This window comes from Paenibacillus sp. CAU 1782 (assembly GCF_054551715.1).
In genome coordinates, this window is the sequence record NZ_JBTOLL010000025.1 from 1 (window position 1) to 15,944 (window position 15,944).

The window sequence follows — 15,944 nt, forward strand, 5'->3', positions numbered from 1 at the left end:
AGACATTCTTCTTTTTGAATCTAAGCCACAAAACGGACTGTAAATATATTGAACAAATGATTAAAAAAGCAATCTCGTAATATTTGTTGCTGGTAACGTCAGGTTATTTGCATGGCTAGTGCCGTTAAAGCTCATTTTTGCCTCCCATACGCTGCTTTTGAACGTCTAATGGACAAAAGTGACCGTTGTTGGAGGTTGATCTTGCTATTTGAGGCTGTAACGGTCATATATGACCGTTACACTACTGGCCGGGTGTCTGGCCGGATGACAGATACCAGCGAACCTGTGAATCGTGGTGCGGACTTCAATGCTCGCTCGCTGAAAGTTAATAACTGATCATAAGGCCGAGCCTTTACTCATCCATCTTACCATGCCAAGCCATGAGAGGCATGGTGTTATTTTATAGGATTATGTTGAAAAAATTGCGATAGGGCAGGGTCATCGTGTATAGTTCTATAAAAATATACTTATAGTGCATGTTCAAAAAGTCCGGTTATCAGCACCGAGAAGATGGGATGAAGCTAGAAAATGAGTAGCGGAGCTTAGTGGAAGCTAAGTGAGCAACGGAAGTTTCGGCTGAATGCCATATTCGATGCCCACTATGCCGCTAGGCATGGCTCGTGATGGGAAGTGGACTTTTTGAACAACCTCTTATATCAAATCCTCTTTGCGGGAGGGGCTGCCTACATGGGTGAAAAAGTATATGTGGAGAGCAGGATCAATGCTTCGCTGGAAAAGGTATGGGAGTACACGCAAACGCCCCATCTGCATGAGCGATGGGATCTTCGTTTTTCCGAAATTTCGTATTTGCCAAAAGAAAGGGAAGAGGACAGGCAAACCTTTCTGTATAAGACCAACATCGGCTTTGGCATCAGCATCGCGGGCGAAGGGGAGTCCTATGGAACGCGCGAGCAGGGTGGCATCCGAACCTCCACCCTCAAGTTTGGCACGAATCAGCGCCTTTCTTTAATCCGGGAGGGAGGCGGCTTCTGGAGATATGTGCCTGACGGAGATGGCGTTATATTCCTGACCCAATACGATTACCGCACGCGGTTTGGCGGGATGGGGAAAATTTTTGACCGTCTGGCATTTCGTCCGTTGATGGGATGGGCGACTGCATGGAGCTTTGACGCCTTGAGGCTGTGGCTGGAGAAGGGCATCCATCCGGCTTCCTCTCTCTATCGTTTTATTCGCGTGCTTCTGATCGGGGTCATTCTTTGCCTGCTGTGGTGTTATCAAGGACTGGTGCCAAAGCTGCTGGTTCCAGATTCCGGCGAATTGGAGCTGATCTCGCAGTATTCCGTTTTTGCCGGTTACGAGTGGTATGTGCTAACGGGTATGGGGATTGCCGAAATTGCGTTTGGATTGCTGTTCCTTTACTATAGAAGCCGAATGCTTCATTACCTCAATATTATCTTGCTGGCAGGTCTGCTGTTAAGCGGGCTGGCATCACCAGCCATTTATACCGCGCCGTTTAACCCCGTTACGCTCAATATCGCCATGATGGCTTTATCGGCTCTTTATTTACTGGAGCGGGAGCCGGTGGCAAGCGCTCGGCATTGTATCCGAAAACCAAGGGACTGAGGTGATCGCCTTGCAATCGATCTATACACGCGTATTGGGAGGGAGCTTTGCCAGACTGCATCCCAAAATTCAGCAAAGGTTCGGCTTTGACAGCGAAGCGGGAATAGCTGCAATCGGTACGGGGATGATGGAGCAAGTGTGGTATGGCAAGTGGTATACGCTGCCTTTTCTGTATATCGGGACATGGCGCAATATCTTATTTCCGCAGAAAGGACAGCAGATTCCTTTTACGATCGAGAATTACGCCTATCGGGACTCGTTGGGCAGAGAAACCGTCACTTGGGTGCGAACCTATCATTTTCCGAAAAAAACGAGGCGGTTCGACGCCACTATGATTTACAGCGAGCAGCGGGGCAAAATCATTGATTATTTGGGCACTCATCAGCATTTGGCCGTTGAAATCGAGATGGAGCCAACCCCGACGGGGGCCATGCGGCTGCGTTCCGGAGCCCAATATTTTTACGAAGGTCCCGTGGCGTTTGCGTTTCCGATGTTTCTGTCGGGTTATGCGGATGTCGTTGAATCCTACGATGAAGAAAGTAATAAATTCCGTATTGACGTTACGGTTAGAAATCCGATTTTTGGTCCTATTTTTGGATATAGCGGGAGCTTTGATGTCAGCTATGTAACGCTTAAGGAGGGGCAAATACCGGGGCATGTCAAGCCTGTGCGGGAAGAGCGCAGGGAGTAATCCAGATTAGAACAGCATGGAGGGAATTATGGTTTTTATTCAGAATTGGATTGAGGATTTGGGAGTAAAGTCAAGCTTGGCCGGGCATTTGGCGGATGCCATTATTTTTATCGGTATTTTGTTGTTGTGCGTAATCGCCAATTTCATCACCAAAAAAGTAGTATTGAAGGTCATTACCCATCTTGTTCACCGCAACCGTTACAAATGGGATAATTACTTGCTGGACCGCAAGGTGTTCCACAAGCTTTCGCATGTGGTTCCCGCTCTCATCATCTCGTATACTTCTTATCTGTTTCCGGACTATCAGTCGCTCATAATTAAAGGCGTTACCCTTTATATGATCGTTGTTGTGTTGCTGGTCATCAACGCTTTTCTGAACGCGGTCAACGATATCTATATCACGTTCGAAATATCCAAGGCAAGGCCGATTCGCGGTTACATTCAGGTGATTAAAATTTTTATCTACATTATCGGAGGCATTCTGCTCATTGCCAATTTGATCGGACAAAGCCCGGTTATTCTCTTGAGCGGCATCGGCGCCTTGTCGGCGGTCATCATGCTGATTTTCAAAGACTCCATTCTGGGCCTGGTGGCGGGCGTCCAATTAACTTCCAATGATATGGTGCGCGTCGGGGACTGGATCGAAATGCCGAAATACGGTGCGGACGGCGATATCATCGATATTTCCTTAAACACCGTCAAGGTCCAGAACTGGGACAAAACCATTACGACCGTCCCTACCTATGCGCTCATTTCGGATTCCTTCAAAAACTGGAGGGGGATGCAGGCATCCGGCGGACGGCGCATCAAACGCTCCGTTTATATCGATACAAGCAGCATTTCGATATGTTCGCCCGAGATGATCTTGAAATTCAAGCAAATTCATTACCTCAAGGACTACATGGAGCAAAAAGAAGCGGAGATTGAAAAGTACAATACCGAAAACCAGATTGACCGCATCAACCGGGTAAACGGGCGGGCGTTGACGAATATCGGGGTTTTCCGCGCCTACATTCAGCGCTACCTGGAGCAACATCCCAAAATCCATCAGGGAATGACCTGCATGGTTCGCCAGCTTCAGCCGCAGGAAACCGGACTTCCGATCGAAATCTACGCCTTCACCAATGATATAGCCTGGACCGTATATGAAGGCGCGCAATCCGATATTTTCGACCATATTATTGCGGTAGCGCCGGAGTTTGGCCTAAGAATTTTCCAGAACCCAACGGGCTACGATATGAAGGGCGTTTTTCAAGCGGGGCAGCCTGAACGGGGAGTTTTGTGAGGGGAAAACTGACTGATTCGTAAAATACAGCAGCGGCGGACCAAGACTTGATTGAAAAGTCTTAGACCGCCGCTGTTTGAATGAAACGAGCATTCCCCGACAGCGTAACGTGCAACATACGGCATTGTTAATACTATCCTACTTCGCGTCTAAGTTTCCAAGACTCCTCAGCCATTTCAAGCAGCGCCTGAGCGACTAATACAAGATGTCTTGATTTTTCTTTCTGGTTTTTTCTATCGGTTTCTTCTAGGTTACGTATAAGCTTATCAATTACCATGATAAACCTAAGTGATGTACTCGCAATAAACCCGAATCGAACAAGTTTGGAATTACCTTTCCAACCTTTATCTCTAAGTCCTTGTAAATAGCTTTGAAACAACGCTTCCTTATACTCTTCCACCTTGTTAATTGGAATTTTATTTTTTATCAAAGCATATCCAAACATTCGACCAAGCTCTTCTCCTACACCTGAGATGCTTGCGAACTGCCAATCGATTGCTAATAGTGAATCGATGCCATTCACTTGCTCTATAAAAATGTTATCCCAGTGTACGTCTTGATGGGTGAATACACGGGGTAATAATTCTCTTGTTTCCAATAGGCTATTTACTCGATGTCTATTGATTTGATAAAGCTCCCACATAGAGCTGTTACCATTAAAATCCTCCAGACAAGAATCCCAAATGACTTTTTGCTCCTCAATAGGTTTAGTATAAGCAACACAAACCTCTACCCACGAACGAAGCCATGAATGGCATAAAAAAGACTCAGTGGGAAGAGGAGTCCCTGTTATGTAAACGCCATTGTATTTTCCAAGTAAGTGGGAAATTTTGCTCATATGTGCGAATGACCAGTCACTTTGAATTGCTTCAATTGCCATATCCTCGAGCCAAATCCATACATCCCCATCAGGATGTTCTTCTACTGCATGGCATAATGGCGCCCTTATACTAAGTGGTAACCGGCTCAGCATCCCTGATTGGTAAACTAAAACTTCACGCTTCCAGTAGTAATAGTGTTCGACCTGATTTCGAGAATAATCGGGTTTTAATATTTTGAGTATTAATGCATAATTTTGCTCTTTATCATTGTCTAGAATTGTACAAAACACCCTATAGACCGAACTCTCTCCCTTGTTTTTTCCAAGTCGACTGCAATTCCACGATAATAACTGTAAATATTCAGAAGGTACAATTTGTCGTAATAGTGACTGCAAATAAGCAGGTTCAATTCTAAATTCATCTACTGTATTTTTGGTTATCGTCATTATTTGACCTCTGTTCCTTCAACATATGTAACATGGTTTAATATACGTGAAAACCCATAGCCTGCCCGTTAGTTAAGAAGCCAGTGCGATAGACTTTTCGCTATTGAACGATCACTTCAATCTTTCAGAGATCGTTTTACTTATTTCATCAGGGTTTTTAACATCAATGATTAACTTTGATATTTTAAATTTACCAACAAGAAAATTATTCAAGTCAAAATGAAGGGTATTAACCTCATTATTAAAAAAGTAGAGATGATAACCTCCATTGAACCTAAATAATCCATTTCTTTTTTTTCCAAAAGAAAAACCATAAAGCTTGAAAGCATTTGGTATGGGTCTACCTGTTGTTATCCCCGTAATCGAAGAGTATGGAATTTGCAACCCGTTATCTAATTTTAAAAAGGGCGGATTTCCAAGATCGATATTTAAATGGGTTTCCATTAATTGAATTGTATGCTCCATTCGTTTAGTCCACCATTTCATAATGATTTAGCCCGCGATCAGCGGGCCATTCTTTTTTTATACGCATATTCATGTAGTACGGCAACAGCCAAAATGAGAAGCGGAACAAGGTCGACGAGCTGCCATGTCCCATCCCACCAAAAGCGCAGGGTATACGTTAAGGCTGCGATCAGAACTAATCGTGCCAGTAGATGAAGCCAAGATCTTTTGATGGGACCACCTCCTTTATATTCCAATTTAAGGTTACTATAAAGGCGGGTTCCTGTATAGCCGTTGTTCATCTTAGCTTTCCAAAGGGAAACGTACTAGAGGGCTTTGAGCTTGATGTCTGAGTGCTGATTGCGGTAGGGAGGCATGCGTTGTCCGTTATCCCGCCTTGTCGAAAATGCGATAGATTTGATCCGGGTTGTCCGTATGGGAGCGGCGAACAAGTTCCAGGCTTTTCATGCTCCAGTCACTGTCGGCCCGCAGGAAGAAGAAAGAATCTCCATGCTCAACGATTAACGTGCCAATCAGCTTTGTTTGGAAATCCGGATATTTTGCGCTGTATGCATCATATTTCTGCCCCTCCGATGCAAAGAGCGATTCGGTCGGGAACAACGGTTTTGGCTGCCCCGAAAATGTGCGGATGCGCGAGGATTTTACATCCAAAACATGCGTAAATTCCGATACGAATCCCGCGCTTGGATCATCGCTTCCCAGATAAACGGTGCTTCCGTCATCCGCGACCGCTGCATTAAGAAATGGAATGCCGATGCCCTGATCCTCTAGCTCTTCGTATGAAATACGGCTTTGGATTTCACGATCATCCAGGTTGTACACCAGCAATCCAAATGTACCCTGCATGATGGCCTTTCCTCCGTCACCATATAGCAGCCACGGCATTTCAGCGCCAATGTTCATGTCCTCAATGTCGGATAAGTCTACTGTGGCAGAGGCAGCTGCCGGTCCGCTTGATTCAACCGGATTGGTCAGAAGTCCGATGCAGAGGACTGCCAGCGCAATGGTCGCAAGGGACAGTCCCAAAACCGTAGGTTTTTTATAACGCAATACATTTTTAACCCTGCTCTTCGTATCGCCTTCGCCAAAAGCAAGCGGCGTACCGCCGATAAACCGCCTGCTTGCCGCAAGCGTTAACAGCGAGGATGAATAATCCTTTTTCACGTCATTTCCCAACTTTTTAATAACCGCTTCGTCACAGGACATCTCCATGTCCTTTACGCTCAAGAAAAACGCGAGCCACACAAGTGGGTTGAACCAGTGAACGCATAGAACCAGAAATCCGACAATTTTGATGATGTGGTCGAAGCGTTTGATATGGGTTTGCTCATGCAGCAGGATATAGTTTTTTTCGTTGTCAGTCAGATGTACTGGAACGTATATGTTGGGGCGTAAAACACCCATTACAAAAGCTGTATTGATTCTATTCGACGTATACACATTGTCATGGCAGTGAACGGCGCTTTTCAGACGTTTTCTGAGTTTCACCAAGCTGATCACGCTATAAAGCAACAGGGAAACAAAGCCGATTGCCCAGATCAGACCTCCAACAAAGAGCCATATCTGCAACGGATCAACGCTGGCATAGGGGGTTGAAGGAGGCAGTGAAGTCTGCGCGACCGTATTAATGACAGGAATCCCTGTGTTGATTTCCGGCTGCGTCATGGTGCCAATGCTCTGCGAAATGGAGGATGCCTTTAACGGCAAAATACTCACGACGCTCTCCAGGGAGACGGGGAACAGGAGCCGAAACAGCACCACGCTCCATAGACCATAGGAATAAATCTTTGGGGCCTTTTTCAGAAGAAGGCGGGCCGCAAGCACAACCAGAATAACCATGCTGGCCGTAAAACTCATTTCGAGAATGTGTAAAAATAGCTTTGGAAGCATGGCTATTCCTCCTTATGCTCGTCAATCAGCTTTTTGATTTCGTTTATTTCTTTATCGCTGAGCTTATTTCTGCGAGTAAAGGCCGCCAAAAATTTTGGCAGGGAGCCGCCAAAGCTTTCATTCAGAAATTGCTCGCCTTGCGCGGCGCCAAATTCTGCTTTGGACATCAAGGACATTACCGTTCCGCCATTATTCTGAAAGATGCCGCGATCGCATAATCGCTTTAGCATGGTGTAGGTCGTCGTGCGTTTCCACTCGAATGCTTCGGCGCATAATTCGGTGAGCGCGCGGGAGCTGACGGGTTCATTTTCCCAGATGATATCGGCAAATTTTTGTTCCAGCTCGCCCAATTTGTAGGGTTCCATAAAGCATTTCTCCTGTCGTATGTAATTAGACTGATTTTAGTCTAACGAAATTAGACAGGTGTGTCAACAGAATTTGGAATTGTGAGCAAGCGCATTTGCTTCCGCCAACTCGCAGGGTTAAAATGGAAATGATTCACCACTTATCGTGCGAGTTCAAAAAGTAGGGGAGGCGGTAAATCACATGAATTATAGACAATTGGGCTCTTCGAAGCTTGAAGTCAGCGAACTGAGTTTTGGCACGTGGGCAATTGGAGGAGCTTGGGGCAGCAGGGATGACGGGGAGGCGCTTCGCGCATTGGACGAGGCGATCGACGCCGGAGTTAATTTCTTTGATACGGCCGATGTGTACGGCGACGGTCATAGCGAACGGCTGCTGGCCAAAGCAGCCAAAGGCAGGGAAGACCGTATTGGCATTGCAACCAAGTTTTGCCGCGCTGGCGATATTCATAATCCCGATACCTATTCCGAACGCCGCGTTCGCGAATATTGCGAAGCCAGTCTGCAGAGGCTGGAACGAGAAAGCATTGATTTGTACCAGATCCATTGTCCGCCGCTTTCCGTGATCCGGAATGGAAGCGTATTCGCGGTGCTGGACAAGTTGAAGGAAGAGGGTAAAATAAAGGAATACGGCGTCAGCGTGGAGTCCGTGGAAGAGGGTCTGGCTTGTATGGCTTATCCCGGCGTTCGGGCGCTGCAGGTTATCTTTAATCTATTTCGGCAAAAGCCGGCTGACGAATTGCTGGAGCAGGCAAAGAGCAGAGGCGTGGGCGTTTTGGTCCGGCTGCCGCTGGCAAGCGGATTGTTGACGGGCAAGTTTACTCTGAATACAACCTTCCCGGCCAATGATCACCGTCGCTTTAATGAAAACGGAGAACACTTCAATGTTGGAGAAACGTTCGGCGGGCTTGGTCTGGCAAAAGGCGTGGAGCTGGCGGAGCAGCTGCGGTGGATCGAGGAAGGGCGCGACAATATGACCCGCGCATCGCTTCGTTGGCTGCTGGACCATGATGCCGTAAGCTGCGTCATCCCCGGCTTCAAGACCAGAGAGCAGGTTCGCGACAATTTGGCGGCTCTTCATGTGCCTTCCTTTACGGATGCGGAGCTCGACCGGATAAGAAGCTTTTACAAAGAGCAGGTTCACCCCTATATTCGCGGTTCGTATTAATCGTAACGGCATGGCTGCGTTGCCAAGCTGGTCCGGAAAGGAGGAGCGCCTATGCTCTGGTCTAATCCCCTTGTACAAGTCGGCGCGATCGTGATGCCGCTATTAGGCGGGCTAATGCTCATTGCGCTGCGCATTCGTGCAGGCAAGCAGCCTGCGACGCTGAAGAAAATCGTGATGCCGCCGCTTGGGATGGCTACCGGATTTATGATGTTTGCCTTCCCCGTCACGCATATCCCATGGATGTGGGCGGTATCGGCCTTTGGCACGGGGCTGCTTATTTTCGCATTCCCGCTGGTCGTGACAACCCGCCTTGAAAAAGTGAAGGAAGACATTTATGTAAGGCGCTCCAAGGCTTTTATAGCGATTTTGGCCGTGTTGCTTCTCATCCGATTGCTGCTGCATGGCGTGGCGGAAGACTATATGACCATCCCTCAGACGGGAGCGTTGTTTTTTCTGCTGGCCTTTGGCATGATCGTGCCTTGGCGGCTGGCTATGCTGAGCGATTATTTGAGGCTGTCCGTGCCGCTTCGCGAAGTGGGCGAATAGAATAAAGAATTACGAGGAGTAAATGCAACGCTCCCGCAGTCTGGCATCAATCGCCGGGCTGCGGGAGCGTTTTTGGCTTGAAGCGGATTGCATGGCCAGCCTCAAGGGGCGTTGTGTGGTTGGAACGAACTGTGTCGTCACATACGAAGGCATCAAGAATCGGCGCGGGATTGCAGGCATTGCAGCTGCGAGGCCATCGTCCATACCTTCAACAGCGTTTTTACCAGATGGTAGCCCTGATGAACGATAAGCGCGGCAAGACCCGCCCAAATGAAGGACAAGCTGCTGACTGTTAAGCTGGCCAGCAATCCGATTCCCCACATCGCAAGCGTAAGTCCGGCGTAGGGCAAAAAGCGTTTTAAGGCGTTCCAGAGCGAAGGCCAGATGCCTTCTCCCGTAACCGTTCCGATCTGCATGGCCAAAAACAGGAGGGATAACAGCGCACCCCAGCCCAGCCACAAGGCGGCTCCTGGCAGCAAGGCGGCTGCGGCCTCCGATGCCGAAGCGCTTTGCAGCGCGGCTTGCAGACCGCGTGGGAGGAGCCACCACGAAGGCAGGAGCGCCAGCAGGGTTTGCAGCCAATAAAGCAGCGAAACCGGCAGCCATTTTTTGCGAATTCCCTTCAAAAAGCCGCTTTTCCCGCCGCCCTTCTCCTTTTCGTGCATGGAATAAAGCAGACCGGCATTAAACAAGGGGGTCAGGAGCATGCGCGCGGCGAACAAGCCGCCTAACATCCAGAGATAAGGATGGGCGAGATCCGTTTTGAGCAATTGGAACTGCGCCTCCGCCAGGAAGTGGCTGTTGATGCCGTCCAGTATGCCGGACGAGGCGTTAACCGTTTCGCCGGAGGGCAGGCGCTTCAGTAGGGGCGTCACTACGCCATCAATCACCCGGTAGATAAATAGCCCCCAAAACAACTGATACAAAAAGAGCAGCAATACGAGGTGGAAGTGGCTCAACGCCAGCCGCCAGCCCTGTGCCATAAATGTTTTCATGGATGGTCCTCTCCTTATCGTGCATGATCAATAAGTGCGGTTTCGGTGCCGAAAGACGGAGCTATATAAGTTCAACTAAATAATGTTGGCAGTGGGCTAGGCCGCCGTGAGGAAGGTTCTTCCGATCGCAGTTGTTTCCAGATTTCTTGATTTCATAGGTATAATGTAGAAATCCGGAAACACAAGCGAACGCTTGAAACGTTCTGGAAGAACGTTAATTCGTCAGCATATGCTTTTCTCCAGAACCATCCTTACTTTGGCCTGCTACTGCCGGTTTTTTAGTTGAACTTATATAGCAGCCCAAGCTCTGAAGCTGTTGCATCAGAGGCTACCAGCCTACAAGACCCAGTAGTCCCTGAACCAGCTTCGCAGCGGACAAGCTCCAGCGGATTTGCTTCTCCTTCGGCAGCTCGGCCAGCATAAAGTTGTTGATCAGCTTATTGTCCAGCACATTGGCCTGCTGGGGATCAACCATCACCCATTCCAGCGGATAAGGAGACGTTTCGGTATATTGCACGTGGGTGTCCAAGCCATCCCATTCCTTTGAAATCAAGGTGCCGTCGCTGAATTTAAACTGGATTGGAATAGGGCCGGCAATGCCGCCGTTGCGTTTGATCAGCACTTTGGATTCATACAACTTATTGTCTTGTCCCCCGACGGAGCGGGTGGTTGCCAGTTCCACGCTAAAGTCGGCCATTTGGCTGCCATAAATATATTGATTGAAATAATCGCTCCACTTTGCTTTTGTGATATTTTCGATGACGCGCTGGAAATCGCCGGTTGTCGGATGTTTGAACTTGTATTTTTGAAAGTAGGTCCGCATAATTTTCGCCATTGTGCGTTCGCCGACTTTATTTTCAATGTCCAGCAAAACCAGCTTGGCGCGCATGTAGACATTTTCGGCGTACTGGCGATGGTTGCTGTAATGCCAGGACGGAAGCTTCAGCGGCGCGGGGTCAGTCATATAGCTGGCCTCCAGGCGCAGATTGGGGCTTGCCCCGTATGCTTCCTCCATCACTTTGTCCTCTGCGTAGGACGTAAAGCCTTCATCCAGCCAAGCCTCCTCGAATTCGTTGGAGGCGACCATGCCGTACCAGTATTGGTGGCCGATCTCATGCACGACCGTACGCTCCAGCTCGTAGCCCGGAGAAGCTTTTTCCGCCGAAAAAGCCGTCACAAGCGTTGGATACTCCATGCCTCCTGCCCCTCCTGCGCCAGCGGGCGGCACCACGATGGACAATGTATTGTACGGGTAAGCGCCGTACCACTTGGCGTAGCTGCCCAGCGCCGATTTGGCGGCATGCATATAACGGTCGCTCAAATCCGCATGGGCGGGATCCAGGTATAGCTTGATGCGTACGCCGGGCACTCCTTTATCCGAAAAGGCTTCTTCCTTGTAAATAAAATTCGGCGATGCGGCCCAGGCGAAGTCGTGGACATCCTCCGCGTAGAATTGAAAGGATTTGTAGCCGTTTGCGGCAGCGGCGGGTTTGGTTTGAAACCCGGTTGCGGCCACGGTATACGCCTCCGGTACCGAAATGCGCACGCTGTAGATGCCAAAATCGCTGTAAAACTCGGAGTTGCCATGATATTGATGGACGTTCCAGCCCTCCGTCACGCGTCCACGGGTTCCGGCTGTTTCGTATACGGCAAGCTTGGGGAACCATTGCCCTGCCATAACAAAATCGTCGTAATAGCCCATCCGCGCAAAAACTTGCGGCAGCTTCACCTCAAAACCCATCTTCAAGGTGACCGATTCGCCGGGGGCCACAGGTTCGATCAAACGCAGCCTCACCAGTGTAAAGTCGTGCACATTGCCGTCATCGGGCTGAAGAGGCTGAAGTCGCGGCAGCAGACTTGCGCCGCTTTCCGTTTGCAGAGACAGCAGCTCCATGTGGCCTTGTCCCGCCGGCGTAGCCTTGTCCCCTCTGAGCTTTCCGCCGGATTCCGTCATAAAGGTTGTTTTGGACGACTGAAAGGCGTTGGGGTACAGGTGAAAATACAGCTCGGACACCGGTTTTTTTCCTGGATTTGTCCAGGTGACGTCTTGCGTGCCGTCCAGATGCTTGCCGTCTTCGCGCAGGGTGACTTGAATATGGTATTCGGCCACTCGTTTGCTAAGCGCTTCCGGCAGCGGGGGCGGAACTTGGTCGGGCTGCTGCGAACCTCCCGGAGCGGAGGGCTCCGAAACGACAGGCGTTATTTCGGCCGGAGTTTGAACGGCCGGCGCAAGCGCGTATGTATATTGGGACTGCCAGGCAAAGCCAAAGTCGTTTTGCGCTGAGATGATGGTGACTGATACGATGAGCAAACCGAATAAAAAGCGTTTTATATAGCGTGGAGTCATTACCGTTTCCCTCCCGTTGACAAGCATCTACAGCATGTATATGTTTGCTTTTCCAGGATTATTAGCTAAAATGGAATTATTGTACGGGAAGGTGGGAACTGCGGTGACAAACGAAAGCAATGAACCGGCAAAGCCGGAAGTGAAGGAAAAAAAGTCGCTGTCGCTCAATGTGGTGAGCGGCAAGAAACATAAAGGCTTCGGGGCAGGCTCCATCGATCTCAGCGACGTGGCTTGCGTCATGATTGATGAAGGCGTGGCTTACATTGATGTTGGCATTATGCATGCCAAGAGCAAAGTGGAGCGCGGCATTCGTTTTTCTCCCAACAAGGAGGATGTGCCGAGTGGCCGCCCTTGCTGGATCGTTTGGGTAGCTGTTGACCGCAATGAAGAGGGTGCCTTTTATGCAGGCGCAACCTCTTGCGAGATGCTGGTGGATACCGAGGCGAAGCGCGGGTGGAAAATACTCGCCGATCACGTCAATCGTTTGGATTATGCCATTAAACGCCGGTTTATGCTGGACAATATCGGGGAAACGGAAAAAGCGGCTCTCCGCAAGCTGTTGATTGAGCATAACGCGGAGTGGTGGGACCGTTCGCCTGACGAGTTAAAGCAGCTTCTGAGCTAAAGTTCTTAAAGCTCCTGTGATGCGGCATGAGCCATTTCTGAAATTCACAAGCGGCGCGGAACGTTATCCATGTAAAACAAAGCCGCCCGCCATCAAAAAAACAGCCTTCTCGCCGATTACCGGTGAGGAGGCTGTTTTACATGTAGTCCATGGCCGCGCTAGCCTTTGCCTGGTTCGCACAATCCTTTGCTGAATTGCGCGAACCATTGCCATAGTAGGCAACGTCTGTTATCACAAGGGGCAAGGCCTGTTAAGGATTCTTTTGCAGCATGCGGACCAGCAGGGTTGCGGCTTCCGCGCGAGTGGAGGTTGCCTCCGGCGCAAAGCGGTTGCCGGAACGGCCTTGCAGCAGCCCTTCGACAGTCAACGCGTCAACTGCGCCAATTGCCCATGCCGGAATGCTTGATTTGTCCGAATAGCTGCTTGGCTCGCTTGAACCGAGGGGCAGCTCAAGCGCCTTCGCGATCATCACGGCCATCTCCGAACGGTTAATGCTTGCGGAAGGCCGGAAGGTGCCGTCGGGATACCCGCCGACAATGCCTTGTGCGGCCGCCTTCGCGATCGCTTCCTTGGCCCAATCCGGAATAGTGGATTGATCGCTGAAGGTTGAAGCGGCAGCGCCGGCTTCGGTCTTCAGGGCGCCAATCAGCATCACGGCGAATTCGGCGCGCGTAACCTTGTTATCCGGTCTGAATGTACCGTCGCCATAGCCGTTAATAAAGCCGGCGGAAACGGCTGCCGCAATATTTGCTTGTGCCCAGTGTCCTGAAATATCTCCGAAGGACGGAGCGGGCTCCTGCTGTTGGGATACGGCAAAAACGGAAAATTTGGTGAAGTGGTCGGTTTCAACGGAAATGGTAGATCCGCTGACAGTGCCGCCCATTTCGATCCATTGCTTCAGAAGCTCGTCATAATAGAAGATGGACGCTTTTTCTCCTTCGCCAAGCAGCGATGGATTAAAAGTAAGCGTAAGCGTGACAGGCTTCAGGAATTTGCCTTCCGTATTTTTGGTTACCTCATAGGAAGAGGACAGGAATGTTCCCGGACCTTGACTCCATTCACCGCTGCCGGCCAGCTTCTCAATGATAAGACGGATAGTTGCTTCCAGCGCTCCTTGCGGAACTTGGACCGTTATCTCGCTGCCGAGGCTTAATGTTCCGCCGCTTGCAGGATTGATATAGGCTTCCGTTTGGCCGGACGGGATGATAACCCCTGCGCCGCTGCCATTAGACGGAGCTGAAAGCGTTGTGAAGGTGCCCGTTAATCCTTCGCTCTCCAGACCGCTGCTGTCGATCGCCTTGACGACAAAGCTATAGGCAGTGCCCGGAGACAGCTGGCTTACGACATAAGAGTTGGTAGCAGACGATACCCGCGCCAGCGGTGTGTCTTCCCCGGCGGCATAAATAACGTACTCTGACAGACGAACATTATCGTAAGCGGTTGGCCATTTCAGCGTCAGGCTGGTGGACGAGGAAACGTCGGCTTCAAGCAGGCTTCCCGGCGGCCAGGTAGGCGCTTCGGTTTCTTCCACGGTAATATCCTGAGTGCCTACCGTTTCAAACCAGCCTTTCATCGTATTAAAATCGTTGGAAAATGCCAGAGAAAGCATCAGCATAATCCGTGCGTGCTGCGGGTTCAGGTTATCGCCGGCAATGATGCCGTTCCCTCCGCCATAGATGGAGCCGGAGCCCGTTCGCGTAGTTGAAACAAAGGTTACGCCTTGTTTAATGGCTTCCGTACGAGCCGCGCTCATCTTGGAGGAAATTCCCCCGGCGCCGGTGCCCGCCGTCACGATGCCTTTGGCTCCATCCTGCACCAGCGCGCGGATCGCGCCGCCTCCTGCTTCCTGATAGTTGTAGACGATATCAACGATCGGAAGCTGATCCCGTGATATTTTCCTCAAATCAAATGGCGTTGCCCAGCTTTCTTGCCCTGCTTTGAGCGCTCTTGCGTTCAGCCGGTACATACGAACCGCCGGGTCATCCACATAGCCCAGCGCCCCAAACATCGGCGTTTCAAAAGTATCCATTCGATGCGAGTTGGATTTGGTCACTTCTCTAGCGGCATGGATGACGTCATTCAGCATGACGACAGTGCCGTACCATTTGGTTTTGTTGCTGCTCGCCACCTTGATGGCCTGGTACAGGTTAGCCGGTCCGTCGGTGCCAATGACATCCCATGGTCGCATGGCTCCCGTTACAACAACCGGTTTTTCGCTGCGGACAGTCAAGTCGAGGAAGTAGGCGATTTCCTCCATCGTGTCGGTGCCCGTGGTGACCACGGCGCTATCGTAAATCTCCAGCGCTGCGTCGACGGCAAGGGACAAATCGTAGAGTTCCTTCATTGTATAACCGCCTGAACCTTTGTTGCCGAATTGATAGGAGGCGACATCGGCCGTTTTGTGAAGGGGCAGCTGAGCGATCAGATCCGCCATAGGATACGTTCCGGCGGAATAACTTTGGAAATTGGTTTTGTCGCCGTTTCTTGCAGCTCCCGCGAGCGTGCCGCCTGTTGCTACCACAATGACATTCGGAAGCGGCGAATCGATATGCGCTTCACTCAAAGGCGGAATGTCAAACGTAGGCAGAACGATTGCTTCTGTCTCGGCCTGTGCCCGGATGGCTGTAACCGATAGAAGCGCAGCCATCATAGCCATGATCAGGAGCGGGGCAAGCAGCCGGTTCCAACGGGTTTGTCTGGATTGCATGGTCATTACGGC

13 protein-coding genes are annotated in these 15,944 nt (G+C 50.1%); 6 read left to right on the top strand and 7 right to left on the bottom strand.

Annotated features, from left to right (window positions below):
- The first annotated feature begins 687 nt into the window (after positions 1–687).
- Genes ACX93W_RS25685 through ACX93W_RS25695 form a run of 3 tightly spaced genes read left to right on the top strand, consistent with a single transcriptional unit; the run spans position 688 to position 3,560 of the window.
- Positions 688–1,584, top strand: coding sequence for a DoxX-like family protein (locus tag ACX93W_RS25685; protein ID WP_459395228.1), 897 nt, complete (start codon positions 688–690; stop codon positions 1,582–1,584).
- A 10-nt stretch (positions 1,585–1,594) separates the two neighbouring features.
- Entirely contained in the window at positions 1,595–2,275 is a 681-nt protein-coding gene (locus ACX93W_RS25690) for a DUF4166 domain-containing protein (protein WP_459395229.1), read from the top strand.
- A gap of 28 nt (positions 2,276–2,303) precedes the next feature.
- Positions 2,304–3,560 carry a mechanosensitive ion channel family protein gene (locus ACX93W_RS25695; protein ID WP_459395230.1) on the top strand — a complete coding sequence of 419 codons (1,257 nt, stop codon included), beginning with the start codon at positions 2,304–2,306 and terminating at the stop codon, positions 3,558–3,560.
- A 133-nt stretch (positions 3,561–3,693) separates the two neighbouring features.
- Here the strand turns inward: ACX93W_RS25695 and ACX93W_RS25700 are convergent, their stop codons facing one another.
- The 4 genes from ACX93W_RS25700 to ACX93W_RS25715 form a co-directional block, all read right to left on the bottom strand.
- Positions 3,694–4,827: a hypothetical protein gene (locus ACX93W_RS25700; protein WP_459395231.1), complete on the bottom strand. Its 1,134-nt coding sequence runs from the start codon at positions 4,825–4,827 to the stop codon at positions 3,694–3,696.
- 111 nt (positions 4,828–4,938) lie between these two features.
- Positions 4,939–5,292 carry a hypothetical protein gene (locus ACX93W_RS25705; protein ID WP_459395232.1) on the bottom strand — a complete coding sequence of 118 codons (354 nt, stop codon included), beginning with the start codon at positions 5,290–5,292 and terminating at the stop codon, positions 4,939–4,941.
- Between the two features lie 366 nt (positions 5,293–5,658).
- Complete coding sequence (locus ACX93W_RS25710) at positions 5,659–7,182, bottom strand: M56 family metallopeptidase (protein ID WP_459395233.1); 1,524 nt, start codon at positions 7,180–7,182, stop codon at positions 5,659–5,661.
- Positions 7,183–7,184: 2 nt separating this feature from the next.
- On the bottom strand, positions 7,185–7,547 hold the full coding sequence (locus tag ACX93W_RS25715) for a BlaI/MecI/CopY family transcriptional regulator (protein ID WP_459395234.1): 363 nt from the start codon (positions 7,545–7,547) through the stop codon (positions 7,185–7,187).
- Positions 7,548–7,728: 181 nt separating this feature from the next.
- On the opposite strand from ACX93W_RS25715, the gene ACX93W_RS25720 reads away from it, so the two are divergent.
- Both ACX93W_RS25720 and ACX93W_RS25725 read left to right on the top strand, forming a co-directional pair.
- The gene (locus tag ACX93W_RS25720; protein ID WP_459395235.1) at positions 7,729–8,712 is read left to right on the top strand and encodes an aldo/keto reductase; all 984 of its coding nucleotides are present in this window, start codon (positions 7,729–7,731) and stop codon (positions 8,710–8,712) included.
- Positions 8,713–8,763: 51 nt separating this feature from the next.
- Positions 8,764–9,258 (top strand): CcdC family protein, encoded by a 495-nt coding sequence (locus ACX93W_RS25725; protein WP_459395236.1) that lies wholly within the window; start codon positions 8,764–8,766, stop codon positions 9,256–9,258.
- 152 nt (positions 9,259–9,410) lie between these two features.
- Here ACX93W_RS25725 and ACX93W_RS25730 read toward each other — a convergent pair whose 3' ends face one another.
- Positions 9,411–10,253, bottom strand: coding sequence for a hypothetical protein (locus ACX93W_RS25730; RefSeq protein ID WP_459395237.1), 843 nt, complete (start codon positions 10,251–10,253; stop codon positions 9,411–9,413).
- Between the two features lie 328 nt (positions 10,254–10,581).
- Entirely contained in the window at positions 10,582–12,600 is a 2,019-nt protein-coding gene (locus ACX93W_RS25735; protein WP_459395238.1) for a M1 family metallopeptidase, read from the bottom strand.
- Positions 12,601–12,703: 103 nt separating this feature from the next.
- On the opposite strand from ACX93W_RS25735, the gene ACX93W_RS25740 reads away from it, so the two are divergent.
- Positions 12,704–13,225 carry a YwhD family protein gene (locus ACX93W_RS25740; protein WP_459395239.1) on the top strand — a complete coding sequence of 174 codons (522 nt, stop codon included), beginning with the start codon at positions 12,704–12,706 and terminating at the stop codon, positions 13,223–13,225.
- A gap of 250 nt (positions 13,226–13,475) precedes the next feature.
- On the opposite strand, the gene ACX93W_RS25745 is transcribed toward ACX93W_RS25740, so the two are convergent.
- Positions 13,476–15,938, bottom strand: coding sequence for an asparaginase domain-containing protein (locus ACX93W_RS25745; protein ID WP_459395240.1), 2,463 nt, complete (start codon positions 15,936–15,938; stop codon positions 13,476–13,478).
- Between the last annotated feature and the right edge of the window lie 6 nt (positions 15,939–15,944).

What these genes read in the sequence shown, in the direction of transcription:
- ACX93W_RS25685 (WP_459395228.1), top strand. Translation starts at nt 688, where the DNA reads ATGGGTGAAAAAGTATATGTGGAGAGCAGGATCAATGCTTCGCTGGAA.
- ACX93W_RS25695 (WP_459395230.1), top strand. Translation starts at nt 2,304, where the DNA reads ATGGTTTTTATTCAGAATTGGATTGAGGATTTGGGAGTAAAGTCAAGC.
- ACX93W_RS25700 (WP_459395231.1), bottom strand. Translation starts at nt 4,827, where the DNA reads ATGACGATAACCAAAAATACAGTAGATGAATTTAGAATTGAACCTGCT.
- ACX93W_RS25705 (WP_459395232.1), bottom strand. Translation starts at nt 5,292, where the DNA reads ATGGAGCATACAATTCAATTAATGGAAACCCATTTAAATATCGATCTT.
- ACX93W_RS25710 (WP_459395233.1), bottom strand. Translation starts at nt 7,182, where the DNA reads ATGCTTCCAAAGCTATTTTTACACATTCTCGAAATGAGTTTTACGGCC.
- ACX93W_RS25715 (WP_459395234.1), bottom strand. Translation starts at nt 7,547, where the DNA reads ATGGAACCCTACAAATTGGGCGAGCTGGAACAAAAATTTGCCGATATC.
- ACX93W_RS25720 (WP_459395235.1), top strand. Translation starts at nt 7,729, where the DNA reads ATGAATTATAGACAATTGGGCTCTTCGAAGCTTGAAGTCAGCGAACTG.
- ACX93W_RS25725 (WP_459395236.1), top strand. Translation starts at nt 8,764, where the DNA reads ATGCTCTGGTCTAATCCCCTTGTACAAGTCGGCGCGATCGTGATGCCG.
- ACX93W_RS25730 (WP_459395237.1), bottom strand. Translation starts at nt 10,253, where the DNA reads ATGAAAACATTTATGGCACAGGGCTGGCGGCTGGCGTTGAGCCACTTC.
- ACX93W_RS25735 (WP_459395238.1), bottom strand. Translation starts at nt 12,600, where the DNA reads ATGACTCCACGCTATATAAAACGCTTTTTATTCGGTTTGCTCATCGTA.
- ACX93W_RS25745 (WP_459395240.1), bottom strand. Translation starts at nt 15,938, where the DNA reads ATGACCATGCAATCCAGACAAACCCGTTGGAACCGGCTGCTTGCCCCG.